Source organism: Arthrobacter sp. SPT-J7, assembly GCF_059089965.1.
The window spans coordinates 1-11761 of record NZ_JBNHFF010000096.1 but is presented as its reverse complement, the minus strand read 5'-3'; the positions used below and the strand labels follow the sequence as shown (position 1 = coordinate 11761).

General features: G+C 65.2%; 13 protein-coding genes. 9 read left to right on the top strand and 4 right to left on the bottom strand.

Annotated elements, in window-relative coordinates:
* The 9 genes from AC5RWX_RS24835 to urtE all read left to right on the top strand — a co-directional run.
* A partial coding sequence (locus AC5RWX_RS24835) for an Hsp70 family protein (RefSeq protein WP_494098949.1) occupies positions 1-641 on the top strand: 641 nt, incomplete at its 5' end.
* Positions 642-643: 2 nt separating this feature from the next.
* Positions 644-1345 carry a nucleotide exchange factor GrpE gene (locus AC5RWX_RS24830; RefSeq protein ID WP_494098948.1) on the top strand — a complete coding sequence of 234 codons (702 nt, stop codon included), beginning with the start codon at positions 644-646 and terminating at the stop codon, positions 1343-1345.
* Between the two features lie 161 nt (positions 1346-1506).
* Positions 1507-2478, top strand: a complete 972-nt coding sequence (locus AC5RWX_RS24825; RefSeq protein WP_494098947.1) for a DnaJ C-terminal domain-containing protein — start codon at positions 1507-1509, stop codon at positions 2476-2478.
* 14 nt (positions 2479-2492) lie between these two features.
* Positions 2493-2918 carry a heat shock protein transcriptional repressor HspR gene (locus AC5RWX_RS24820; protein WP_494098946.1) on the top strand — a complete coding sequence of 142 codons (426 nt, stop codon included), beginning with the start codon at positions 2493-2495 and terminating at the stop codon, positions 2916-2918.
* A gap of 320 nt (positions 2919-3238) precedes the next feature.
* The gene (urtA, locus tag AC5RWX_RS24815; RefSeq protein WP_494098945.1) at positions 3239-4504 is read left to right on the top strand and encodes an urea ABC transporter substrate-binding protein; all 1266 of its coding nucleotides are present in this window, start codon (positions 3239-3241) and stop codon (positions 4502-4504) included.
* A 35-nt stretch (positions 4505-4539) separates the two neighbouring features.
* A complete protein-coding gene (urtB, locus tag AC5RWX_RS24810; RefSeq protein ID WP_494098944.1) occupies positions 4540-5424 on the top strand; it encodes an urea ABC transporter permease subunit UrtB in 885 nt (294 codons plus the stop codon).
* Positions 5421-6578, top strand: coding sequence for an urea ABC transporter permease subunit UrtC (gene urtC, locus AC5RWX_RS24805; protein ID WP_494098943.1), 1158 nt, complete (start codon positions 5421-5423; stop codon positions 6576-6578). Before urtB ends, urtC begins: the two co-directional genes overlap by 4 nt.
* Positions 6575-7381 (top strand): urea ABC transporter ATP-binding protein UrtD, encoded by an 807-nt coding sequence (gene urtD, locus AC5RWX_RS24800; RefSeq protein WP_494098942.1) that lies wholly within the window; start codon positions 6575-6577, stop codon positions 7379-7381. The genes urtC and urtD overlap by 4 nt, the downstream gene beginning before the upstream one ends.
* Positions 7374-8066 carry an urea ABC transporter ATP-binding subunit UrtE gene (gene urtE, locus AC5RWX_RS24795; protein ID WP_494098941.1) on the top strand — a complete coding sequence of 231 codons (693 nt, stop codon included), beginning with the start codon at positions 7374-7376 and terminating at the stop codon, positions 8064-8066. Before urtD ends, urtE begins: the two co-directional genes overlap by 8 nt.
* A 236-nt stretch (positions 8067-8302) precedes the next feature.
* Here urtE and AC5RWX_RS24790 read toward each other — a convergent pair whose 3' ends face one another.
* The 4 genes from AC5RWX_RS24790 to AC5RWX_RS24775 all read right to left on the bottom strand — a co-directional run.
* On the bottom strand, positions 8303-9106 hold the full coding sequence (locus tag AC5RWX_RS24790) for an HpcH/HpaI aldolase family protein (RefSeq protein WP_494098940.1): 804 nt from the start codon (positions 9104-9106) through the stop codon (positions 8303-8305).
* Positions 9091-9876 carry a 2-oxo-hept-4-ene-1,7-dioate hydratase gene (gene hpaH / locus AC5RWX_RS24785; RefSeq protein ID WP_494098939.1) on the bottom strand — a complete coding sequence of 262 codons (786 nt, stop codon included), beginning with the start codon at positions 9874-9876 and terminating at the stop codon, positions 9091-9093. Before hpaH ends, AC5RWX_RS24790 begins: the two co-directional genes overlap by 16 nt.
* Before the next feature lie 2 nt (positions 9877-9878).
* Positions 9879-10961: a 3,4-dihydroxyphenylacetate 2,3-dioxygenase gene (hpaD, locus tag AC5RWX_RS24780; RefSeq protein ID WP_494098950.1), complete on the bottom strand. Its 1083-nt coding sequence runs from the start codon at positions 10959-10961 to the stop codon at positions 9879-9881.
* A gap of 52 nt (positions 10962-11013) precedes the next feature.
* Positions 11014-11761: aldehyde dehydrogenase family protein (locus AC5RWX_RS24775; RefSeq protein WP_494098938.1), on the bottom strand; the 748-nt coding region annotated here is incomplete at its 5' end.

Below are 11761 nucleotides of genomic sequence, written 5' to 3'. Positions count from 1 at the left end.
TGGCCATCCAGGTCTTCCAGGGCGAGCGCGAGTTCACCCGTGACAACAAGCCGCTGGGCACGTTCGAGCTGACCGGCATCGCCCCGGCTCCGCGCGGCGTCCCGCAGGTCGAGGTCACCTTCGACATCGACGCCAACGGCATCGTCCACGTCTCCGCGAAGGACAAGGGCACCGGCAAGGAACAGTCCATGACCATCACGGGCGGCTCCAGCCTCTCCAAGGAAGACATCGACCGGATGATCCGCGATGCCGAGGAGCACGCAGCCGAGGACAAGGCGCGCCGCGAGGCCACCGACACCCGCAACACCGCTGAGCAGCTCGCCTACTCGGTGGACAAGCTCATCGCGGACAACGCCGACAAGCTGCCTGAAGAGGTCAAGACCGAGGTCCAGGCCGACGTCGACGACCTCAAGAAGGCACTCGAAGGCACGGATGACGCGGCGGTGAAGGCTGCCTTCGAGAAGCTGCAGGCTTCCCAGGGCAAGCTGGGCGAGGCCATCTACGCCCAGGCTGGTTCCCCCAACGGCTCTACCGGTGCCGCAGGTGCTGAAGGCGCCGCAGGTGCCGCAGGCGGGGAGAAGGCTGCCGACGAGGACATCGTCGACGCCGAGATCATCGACGAAGACGAAGCGAAGAAGTAACCATGCCGCACCACGGTAACGAGGAAGAGCACAACACGTCACCCCGTGAAGAGCACCTCCAGGAGCAGCAGGGCAACGGCCACCAGGAACCGGTCATCAGGGACAACCGCAAGGTTGACCCGGTGACCGGGCAGGCCCGACACCCCGAGGGCGCCCAGTCCGCCCCGGGTGACGGCTCCGAAGCGGAGTCTGACGGCGACGCGCTGGCCCAGGCCGAGGAAATCCTCAACGGCGTCGAGGTGCCGGCTGAGGAATCCGTGGCCCAGGGGGTTCCGGCAGGTTCGACCACCGCTGAGGCGGCCGAGCTGAAGAACGACCTTCTTCGGTTGCAGGCCGAGTACGTCAACTACCGCAAGCGCGTCGAGCGCGACCGCGCGGTGGCTGGGGAGATGGCCGTCATCGGCGTCCTGAACTCCCTGCTTCCGGTCCTGGACGACGTCGACGCCGCCCGCCAGCATGGCGACCTCACCGACGGCCCCTTCGCTGCGATCGCCACCAAGCTGGAGAACGCACTGAGTACCTACGGCCTGGCACGCATCGATGAGACCGGTGTGGAGTTCGACCCCACGATCCACGAGGCCCTCATCCAGCAGCCCGGCGAGGACATCGACGTTGACACCGTCAGCCAGGTCCTCCGCTCCGGATACAAGTCGGGCGACCGCGTCCTCCGGGCCGCGCAGGTGATTGTGGCTGTTCCGGCTTAGTCCGGGTTGGCTTGGCGCTACGCCGGATAGGGGGCGGTTATCTCGCCTAAGGTGAGGTAACCACAAAGCTCGGAGCGGTACAGGGGCCCCGGCCACGCGTAGGGGCGGGGGCCCCTGTGCCGCGCAGAGCTGTTAGTTAGAAGACTTGAAAGGAAACGCCATTGGCTAGCCAGGATTGGGTGGACAAGGACTTTTACGCGATCCTTGGTATCGCCAAGGACGCTTCCGACGCCGACATCAAGAAGGCTTATCGGAAGCTGGCCAGGCAGCACCACCCTGACACGAACTCGGGGAACTCTGCTTCCGAGAAGAAGTTCAAGGACATCTCCGAGGCTTACTCTGTACTTTCCGATCCCGAAGAGCGCCAGCAGTATGACGCTATCCGGGCCATGGGCGGCGGAGCACGCTTCGCTCCCGGCGGCGCCGGTGCCGGCAACGGCGGATTCGAGGACATGTTCGGTGGACTGTTCACGGGCAACACCGGACGCCACGCCGGCGGGTTCAACCCCGCTGCAGGAGGCATCCCGCCGGAGTTCGCGGACCTGTTCGGCGGCGGCTTTGGGCAGACAGGTTTCCAGCGGACCCCGCAGAAGGGCGCTGACCGCACTGCCTCCACGAGTATTTCCTTCGCGGGTTCCATCCGCGGCACCACCATCGGGCTGCGGGAACCCAGCGGTGAGGTCATCGACGTCCGTGTGCCCGCAGGCATCAAGGACGGCCAGAAAGTCCGCGTCCGCGGCAAGGGCCAGCCCGGTGCCGCCGGCAATGGCGACCTGGTGGTGTCCGTTTCGGTCCAGCCCCACCCGTTCTATACGCGCGACGGCGACAACCTGCGTATCCACGTTCCCGTCACCTTCCCCGAGGCTGCGCTGGGCGCGGACATCGAAGTTCCCACCATCGAGGGTGAAAAGGTGCGGGTCCGCGTCCCGGCCGGTACGCCGTCGGGCCGTACCCTCCGGGTGAAGGGCAAGGGCGTGAAGACGTCCAAGGGGGCCGGCGATCTGCTGGTGACCATCGACGTCGCCGTGCCCAAGAACATGAACAAGGAAGCTGAAGCAGCAGTGAAGGCGTTCGCCGATGCCACGGCCGGATCAGACGTCCGAGAGGGCCTGGCCGCCAAGGCCCGGCTTTAGCAGCGGGGTGAGCCGTGGACATCAACTCAGATCTGCCTATCTTTGTGATCTCGGTGGCGGCTGAACTGGCGGACATGCACCCCCAGACACTCCGGCAGTACGACCGGATGGGCATCGTCTCGCCCAGCCGTGCGCCGGGCAAGTCCCGCCGATACTCCCAGCGGGACATCACCATGCTGCGCGAGGTGCAGCGGCTGTCACAGGAAGGCGTCTCGCTGGAGGGCATCAAGCGGATTCTCGAACTGGAGAACCAGGTGGCTGCCCTTCAGCGCCGGGTCTCCGAGCTCACCGAGGAACTCAGCCGGCGCCCGCAGCCCTTTGACTCACGAATCTTTGCGGCGGGCGCAGCGGGCGACGTGGTGAGCCTGGCACGCGGCCAGCGCCCTCGTCCCCGCTCACAGGCTGTGGTGCTCTGGCGGCCCCGGGCGCTCGGACAGTAGCTCCCGCCGGCCCGTGAAGCCGCGGGTCAGGCTCAATCATCGACGACGCGCTGGTTTATGTCCGGCCGGCGGGCCAACGTTACGCCGCTCCACGTTTCCCGTAAGTTAACTTTCCTTCCCCCGCTTTTCCCGCATTCGTCCGCATTTTCGGCAGTCCACAGAGCCCGGGCGGCAACGGGGAGCAGGGACGAAACGGTTTCGAAACCCACCATCGCAACAGGCGAAACAATCCGCTCCTACATTCATCGCAAGGGGTTACTTTCCAGGACCCCGGAGGCGAGCCGCTGCCCACGCAGCGGCGGAGTGAGAAGCAGGTACACATGAGGGTTTCGGTTAATAAACGCGCTTTCCTCCCCCTGGCGGCGGCCGCCATGGCCACGGTGCTGGTGGGCTGCGGCAGCCAGATCGCAGATCCGGCATCAGCCGGCTCCACCGCCAGCACCGGTACTTCCTGCGTGGACACGTCGGGCAGCAGCATCAAAGTGGGGTTCATCAACTCTCTGTCCGGCACCATGGCCATCAGCGAGAGCACCGTCTTCGACTCCCTGACCCTGGCTGCCGAGGAGATAAATGCTTCCGGCGGTGTCCTCGGCAAACAATTGCAGGTGGTCAGTGAGGACGGCGCCAGCGAACCAACCAAATTTGCCGAGCGCGCAGGGAAACTGATTCAGCAGGATTGCACTGCCGCGGTATTCGGCGGCTGGACGTCGTCAAGCCGGAAAGCGATGCTGCCGGTGTTCGAAGCCAACGACGCGCTGCTGTTCTACCCCGTGCAATATGAAGGCCTGGAAGCATCCAAGAACATCTTCTATACCGGGGCCACCACCAACCAGCAGATCATTCCATCTTTGGATTACCTGGCCGAGCAAGGAACCGAGTCACTCTTTCTGGTTGGCAGCGATTATGTCTTCCCGCGGACGGCCAACAAAATCATCCAGGCCTACGCCGCCGCCAAGGGCATCGAAATACTTGGCGAAGAATACACCCCGCTCGGCTCCACGGAATTCTCCACCATTGTTAACAAGGTCCGGGACTCCAAAGCCGATGCGGTCTTCAACACCCTCAACGGCGACAGCAATGTGGCCTTCTTCCGCCAGTACAAGAGCGTTGGCCTGACAGCGGACACCATGCCCGTGGTCTCAGTTTCCATCGCCGAGGAGGAAGTTCCCGGCGTCGGCCTGGATAATGTGGAAGGCCAGCTGACCGCCTGGGACTACTACCAGACCCTGGATACCCCGGCCAACAAAAAGTTCGTTGCCGCCTTCAAAGCGAAGTTCGGCGCTGAGCGCGTAACGAGCGACCCCATGGAAGCCGCCTACACCTCCCTGTACCTATGGAAAGCCATGGTGGAGAAGGCCGGGTCCTTTGAGGTGGACAAGGTACAGGCCGCCGCGGACGGCGTGACCTTCGAAGCGCCCGAGGGACTGGTGACGGTCAACGGGGAAAACAACCACATCACCAAGACCCCCCGGATCGGGAAAATAAATTCGGAGGGGCTCATCGACACCGTCTGGTCCTCGCCGGAGGCAGTTGAACCAGATCCTTTCCTGGCCACTTACGACTGGGCAAAGGACCTGGCCAAGTAACGGCCGCCGAAAACACCGAGGAAAGGCCTGCTGGAATGGAACTCCTGATAGGGCAGATGTTCGCCGGACTCAGCCTCGGCTCCGTGCTGCTCCTGGCAGCACTGGGACTGTCGTTGACCTTCGGCCAGATGGGGGTCATCAACATGGCCCACGGCGAGTTCATGATGGCCGGGGCGTACACAGCCTTCGTGGTCCAGCAGGCCATCTCCGATGCCGGCGTTTCACTGCTGGTTTCCGTTCCCGCGGGTTTCCTGGTGGGCGGTGTCCTGGGGCTGGTACTCGAGGCGGTGCTGTTGCGCCGCATGTACCACCGGCCACTGGACACGCTCCTGGTCACCTTCGGGGTGGCGCTCATTCTGCAGCAGGCCGCGCGGGACATCTTCGGCGCCCCCAGCGTGGACGTGCGCGCGCCGGCCTGGCTGCAGGGAAACATCGAGGTGCTGGGCGCACCGATCCCGCTGACCCGGCTCTTTATCCTGGCACTCTCGCTGGTGTGCCTGGCCGGCCTGGTCCTTCTCCTCAGGGCTACGCCGCTGGGGCGTCGCATCCGGGCCGTGGTGCTGAACAGGGACCTGGCAGAAACCAGCGGCGTCTCAACCCGACGCAGCGACCAGCTGACGTTCTTCATCGGCTCCGGCCTGGCCGGAGTAGCCGGTGTCGCCGTCACCCTCATCGGTTCCACCAGCCCCTACCTCGGCACCAACTACATTGTGGATGCCTTCTTGGTGGTAGTGGCCGGCGGCATAGGCCAGATCAAGGGGGCTGTCATCGCGGCCTTCGCCTTGGGGGTGCTGCAGTCTGTCTTCGAGTACTCGACGACGGCAAGCATCGGCAAGGTCCTCATCCTGGTCGTGATCGTGGTGTTCCTCCAGCTTCGGCCGCAGGGCATCTTCAGCCTCAAGACAAGGAGCCTGGCATGAGGGGCCTGCTGCGAGGACGAATTGGTACTGCGGCCGGATTCGCCCTCGGGGCAGTCCTGCTGCTGGTGGTTGCACCCGCGGTGCTTCCGGCCTTCAGCCTGGGCCTGCTGGGGAAGTTCCTCTGCTTTGCTATTGTGGCGGTCGGCATCGGCCTGGCCTGGGGACGCGGCGGCATGCTGACCCTGGGCCAGGGGGTGTTTTTTGGGCTTGGCGCCTACATCATGGCCATGCATATGAAGCTGGCGGACGCCTCGCTCTTCGGCGGCTCCGGGGTTCCGGACTTTATGTCCCTTTACGGCAGCGGCGAGGTGCCCGGCTGGTGGGAACCGTTCCGGAGCCCCGCCGTAACGTTGCTGGCGGTGGTGCTGATACCGGGGCTGGTGGCCCTTGTCCTTGGCCTGGCAGTCTTCAAACGCCGTGTCAAAGGCGCGTATTTCGCAATACTGAGCCAAGCGCTGGCGGCTGCCTTCGCGGTATTCCTGATCGGGCAACAGGCCACCACCGGTGGTTCAAACGGACTCAGCGGGTTCCGGTCATTTTTCGGCTTCGACCTGAAGGACCCGAGCAACAAGGTGATGCTGTACCTGATCGCGGCGGTAGTCCTCCTGCTGTCCATAGCCCTTGCCCGGCAGCTGATGCACAGCAGGTTTGGCGAGCTGCTGGTTGCGGTCCGGGACCAGGAGGAACGGGTCCGCTTCCTCGGGTATGACCCGGCCACCATCAAAACGGTTACCTATGTGGTGGCCGCTGTGTTGGCAGGCATTGCGGGTGCCTTATTTGTCCCGCTCGTTGGAATCATTTCACCGGCTGACGTAGGCGTGATCCCTTCCATCGCCTTCCTCATCGGTGTTGCTATCGGCGGCCGTGCCACGCTTCTGGGGCCAGTCCTTGGTGCTGTCAGCGTCGCCGCCGCCCAGTCCGCACTGTCCTCCACCTTTCCCTCCTTCTGGGTGTACTTCCAGGGCCTGTTGTTTGTCCTGGTCATCGGGTTCATGCCGGGAGGGCTGGCCTCTTTGCCCGCGCTCCTGGGCAGGCAGCGCAGGCCCCGCACAGCATCAATGACGGCAACGCCGGGAACCCCGGCCCCGGCGGCCCAGGCGGCAACGCCGGAAGCTGAAGAAAAAGTGACCATGCCTGAGGAGGCCCGCAGATGACCATGCCCACCCTGCTCCCGGACGGTGAGCCGCGCGCCGGAGGGCTGCGCCACGGCCGGGCGAAGTACCTTGAAGTCCGTGACCTGTCGGTCTCCTTTGACGGGTTCCTCGCCGTGGACAACGTCAACCTCGACGTGATCCAGGGCGACCTGCGGTTCCTGATCGGCCCCAACGGTGCCGGGAAGACCACCGTGATCGATGCGATCACCGGCCTGGTACCGGCCACGGGGTCAGTGAACCACACCGGCACGGAAATCCTCGGACGAAAAGTGCATCAGATCGCCCGGCTGGGCGTAGGGCGTACGTTTCAGACCGCCAGTGTTTTTGAGAATCTATCCGGACTCCAAAACCTCGACATCGCGTCCGGTGCCGGCCGCGGCCCGCTTCGAATGCTTCGGGGCCGCAAGACCGTGGAACCGGCGGTGGAAGAAGCGCTGGAAATCAGTGGACTGGAGGGCGCGGCCGGGAAGAAGGCGGGGATCCTCGCTCACGGCCAAAAGCAATGGCTGGAGATCGGCATGCTCCTCGTTCAGAATTCGGACCTTCTCCTCCTGGACGAGCCAATCGCCGGGATGAGCCAGGACGAGCGCGCGGAAACCGGGGAGCTGCTGCGCCGGATTGCCGCCAGCCGCATCACACTGGTCATTGAACACGACATGGAATTCGTCCGGGAGTTCGCAACGTCGGTCACTGTCCTGGCAGCGGGCAAGGTTCTCAGTGAGGGAAGTGTGGCGCAGGTGCAGGCGGACAAAAAGGTGCAGGACGTCTACCTGGGGTCCTCGGGAGAAGCTACCAATGCTTGAAATTGAAAAACTGCAGACCGGTTACGGCCGTACGCAGGTAATCTCCGGGGTAAGCCTGACGGTCCCGGACGGAGCCGTCGTCTCCGTCCTGGGGCACAATGGTGCCGGCAAAACAACGCTCCTGCGCGCCGTCGTCGGACTTCTCAAACCCACCGCCGGGCACATCAGGCTGGATGGGGAGGACATCGCGGCACTCCGCCCACACCGGCGGGTGGACCGTGGGATGGCGTATGTGCCGCAGGGCCAGCAGTCCTTCGGGCAGCTGTCCGTCCTGGAGAATCTGCAGCTGGTGGCGGACGGGCGCAGGAACGGCGCAGGGCGCGTAGCGGAGGCCCTGGACATGTTTCCGGCGCTCCGGCCACTATTGGCGCGGCGGGCCGGGCTGCTCTCCGGAGGCCAGCGGCAGCAGCTGGCCATCGCGCGGGCACTCATCACGGACCCACGCCTGCTGATCCTCGACGAACCCACCGAAGGCATCCAGCCAAACGTCGTGGCCGAGATAGAAGCAACCATCATGACGCTTTCCCAGCGCAACGGAATGAGCATCCTCCTGGTGGAGCAGCACATCGGCTTTGCCCTGCAGGCCGCGGACAGCTATTACGTCCTCTCGGCCGGAAGGGTCTCCTCATCAGGGGCAGGAGGTGCCGGTTCCGCGGCTGACGTTCGCAAGGCACTGCTCATTTGAGTACCGGGGAACGTCCTGATCGGAAAGACGAGTACTCACTGCTCGTGCTGCCGTTGCGTCCATCATCGCCTGCGGCCTGACGGTCCTGATCGCTCGGTGTTGGAAGGGCAAGGGCAAAAAGCTTATCCGCCGGGCCCGCCGACAGTTCACCGGCCGGATCGCCGCGGCCCCTGCCGTGGGGTAGTCCAAGGGGTCGCTCCCCAACCACTCCCTAACCTTGCCCGGCTCAACCGCAGTCAGTAGCTGGTGGGGGTGTCGCCGTCGGTGGCCTTGATGTATTGGGCGGCGAGGGCTTCGGAGCCTCTGGCGAGGAGGGCGACGTCGGCGCCCACGAGGATGAAGTTGGCGCCGTTGTTCAGGTAGTGGCTTGCGGTACTGGGGTTGAAGGCGTTGACGCCGGCGGGTTTGCCGGCCGCCGTGGCGGCGGCGAGGCAGTGTTCGACGGCGGCGCGCACCTCGGGGTGTTCCTGCTGTCCGAGCAGGCCCATGGACGCGGCGAGGTCGGAGGGCCCGACGAAGATGGCGTCGACGCCGTCGACTTTCAGGATGTCCTCCACCGCGTCGACCGCCGCCGATGATTCGACCTGCGCGGTGACGCTGATGGTCTCATTCGCTCGGGCGAGGTAGTCCGGGACCCGGTTCCAGCGGGCGGCGCGGGCCAGCGCTGACCCGACGCCGCGGACGCCTTGGGGCGGGTAGCGGGTTGCCGCTACCGCCGCCTCGGCCTCTCCCACAGAGTTGACCATGGGGATGAGCAGGTTCTGCACGCCGAGGTCCAGGTACTGCTTGATGATCACGGTGTCATTCACGGGAGGGCGGACCAGGGTACGGACCGGGTAGCCGTGGATGGCCTGGAGCTGGGCGAGGATGGATGCGAGCCCGTTGGGGCTGTGCTCGGCATCCACCAGGAGCCAGTCCAGGCCGGAGCCGGCGCAGAGTTCGGCGATGAGCGGGCTGCCGGAGCATACCCACATCCCGGCCAGCGGCCGGTTGGCGGTGGCGAGGGCGTCGCGGAAGGTGTCTTCTATTCGAAGCGGCATGTGACACTCCCGAGGGGTCCGTAGTCGGCGTGGACGGTATCTCCCTTGTAGACCCAGAGGGGGCGGGTGAACGAGCCGGCCAGGATGATGTCGCCGGCCTTCATGCTGTCGCCGTGGGCAGCGATCTTGTTGGCCAGCCAGTGCACCCCGTTGGCCGGGTGGTCCAGGACCCCGGCCGCCACGCCTGTTTCCTCCACGGTCTGGTTCTTGTAGAGGATGGCGGAGACCCAGCGCAGGTCCACGGCGTCCGGCTTCACCGGGCGGCCGCCGACCACCATGGCGCCCATTGCTGCGTTGTCGGAGATGGTGTCCACGATGGTCCGGCCCTCCATCTCGATCCGGGAGTCCAGGATTTCGAGGGCCGGAACCACGTAGTCGGTGGCGTTCAGGACGTCGAAAATGGTGCAGCCGGGACCCTTCAGCCCGTCCTTCAACACGAACGCCAGCTCCACCTCCACCCGCGGATGGGTGTACTGGTCCCACTCCACTGAGCAGCCGGTTTCGAGGACCATGTCAGCGAAGATGGCGCCGTAGTCCGGTTCGGTGATTCCGGTGGCATCCTGCATGGCCTTGGACGTGAGGCCGATTTTGCGGCCCACCAGGGTCCGGCCGGCCTCCTCGTTGCGGCGCCGCCACAACTGCTGCACCGCGTAGGAGTCCTCCACGGTCATGCCCGGGTAGCGGGCCGTCAGTCGCGGAACCGGGGTCCGGGTCCGGCCGGCCTCCACCAGCTCGTCCGCGATCGCCTCAATCGTCGTGGCATCCAGCATGGCTAGAGCTGCGCGCCAAGCTTGAAGCCCTCGGGTTCAGCACCCTCGCCTGGCTTGCGGGTATAGGAGAAGCCGTCGGCGCCGACGGTGACGGCCATTTCGGAGGCGTCGGTGCGTTCGATGACGGGCTGGGGGTTGCCGTCCAGGTCCAGGACCAGGGAAGCCTCGGTGTACCAGGAGGGGACGACGGGGTTGCCCCACCAGTCGCGGCGCTGGTTGTCGTGGACGTCCCAGGTGATGGTGGGGTTGTCGGGGTCGCCGGTGTAGTAGTCCTGGGTGTAGATCTCGATGCGGTGGCCGTCCGGGTCCAGGATGTAGAGGTAGAACGCGTTGGAGACGCCGTGCCGGCCGGGTCCGCGTTCGATCCGGTCGCTGATGCGCAGGGCGCCCATCTTGTCGCAGATCTGGATGATGTTGTGCTTCTCGTGGGTGGCGAAGGCGACGTGGTGCATGCGGGGGCCGTTGCCGCCGGTCAGGGCGGTGTCGTGGACTGTCTGCTTGCGGTGCATCCACGCGGCGTAGGTGACGCCGTCGGAATCCCTAATGTCTTCGGAGACGCGGAAGCCGAGGTCCTCCAGGTAGGCCCGGCCGCGGGGGACGTCCGGGGTGACCTGGTTGAAGTGGTCCAGGCGGACCAGTTCGCCGGCGGAGTAGAGGTCGTAGCGCTGGGTGAGGCGTTCCACGTGCTCTACGTCGTAGAAGAACTCGTACGGGAAGCCCAGCGGGTCCTCCACGCGGACGGAATCGCCCACGCCCTTGGTGAAGCCGCCTTTGCGGCGCTCAACCCGGCAGCCGAGCTCGCGGTAGTAGGCCTCGGCGGCGTCCACCTCGGCGGGGGACTTCACCCGGTAGGCGAACGCGGCGACGGCGGCGACGGGTCCCTTGCGGAGCACCAGGTTGTGGTGGATGAACTCTTCCAGGGAGCGCAGGTGAATCGCGTTCTCGTCTTCTTCGGTGACGTGCAGGCCCAGGACGTCCACGTAGAACTCGCGGGATTTGGCGAGGTCGGTGACCACGATCTCCATGTAGGCGCAGCGGACGATGTCCGGTGCCGGGGCTGAAGGGGTCGGAACAAAGTCGGTCATCATGGTCTCTCTTCTTCGAGCAGGTTCTTGAGTTTTGTGAAGGGGGAGGGGGTTAGCCCTCGTTGGCGGCGGAGTCTTCGATGCTGCCGAACTTGGGGGTGTGGACGGTGCCGAGGGTGATGTGCACTGCCTGCTGGTTGGTGTAAAAGTCGATGGAGCGGTAGCCACCCTCGTGGCCCAGGCCCGAAGCCTTCACGCCGCCGAACGGGGTGCGCAGGTCGCGGACGTTGTGGCTGTTCAGCCACACCATGCCGGCCTCGACGTTCTGGGAGAAGTTGTGCGCGCGGGTCAGGTTTTGGGTCCAGATGTACGCGGCGAGGCCGTAACGCGTGTTGTTGGCCAGGGCGAGGGCCTCGTCATCGTTCTCGAACGGGGTGATGGCGACGACGGGTCCGAAGATCTCCTCCTGGAAGATCCGGGCGTCGGGGGAGACGTCGGCGAACACTGTGGGTGCGATGTAGTTGCCCTCGGGAAGGCCTGCGGGCCGTCCGCCGCCGGCCAGCAGTCGGCCTTCGGATTTCCCGATCTCCACGTAGGAGGCGACCTTCTCGTAGTGTTCCGGGTGTACCAGGGCCCCCACTTCGGTCTTCGGATCGTGCGGATCGCCCACCACGATGTTTTTGGCGCGGGCTGCGTACTTTCCGCAGAACTCATCGTAGATGGCACGCTCCACCAGAATGCGGGAGCCTGCGGTGCAGCGTTCACCGTTGAGGGAGAAGACACCGAACAGGGCTGAGTCGATAGCGGCGTCCACGTCCGCATCGGCGAACACCACGCAGGGGGACTTGCCGCCGAGCTCC

Bases quoted from the DNA above. Each gene is read 5' to 3' on its own strand.
- urtC (WP_494098943.1), top strand. From the start codon at position 5,421: ATGAGGGGCCTGCTGCGAGGACGAATTGGTACTGCGGCCGGATTCGCC.
- AC5RWX_RS24790 (WP_494098940.1), bottom strand. From the start codon at position 9,106: ATGCCGCTTCGAATAGAAGACACCTTCCGCGACGCCCTCGCCACCGCC.
- urtE (WP_494098941.1), top strand. From the start codon at position 7,374: ATGCTTGAAATTGAAAAACTGCAGACCGGTTACGGCCGTACGCAGGTA.
- AC5RWX_RS24830 (WP_494098948.1), top strand. From the start codon at position 644: ATGCCGCACCACGGTAACGAGGAAGAGCACAACACGTCACCCCGTGAA.
- hpaD (WP_494098950.1), bottom strand. From the start codon at position 10,961: ATGACCGACTTTGTTCCGACCCCTTCAGCCCCGGCACCGGACATCGTC.
- urtB (WP_494098944.1), top strand. From the start codon at position 4,540: ATGGAACTCCTGATAGGGCAGATGTTCGCCGGACTCAGCCTCGGCTCC.
- urtD (WP_494098942.1), top strand. From the start codon at position 6,575: ATGACCATGCCCACCCTGCTCCCGGACGGTGAGCCGCGCGCCGGAGGG.
- hpaH (WP_494098939.1), bottom strand. From the start codon at position 9,876: ATGCTGGATGCCACGACGATTGAGGCGATCGCGGACGAGCTGGTGGAG.
- urtA (WP_494098945.1), top strand. From the start codon at position 3,239: ATGAGGGTTTCGGTTAATAAACGCGCTTTCCTCCCCCTGGCGGCGGCC.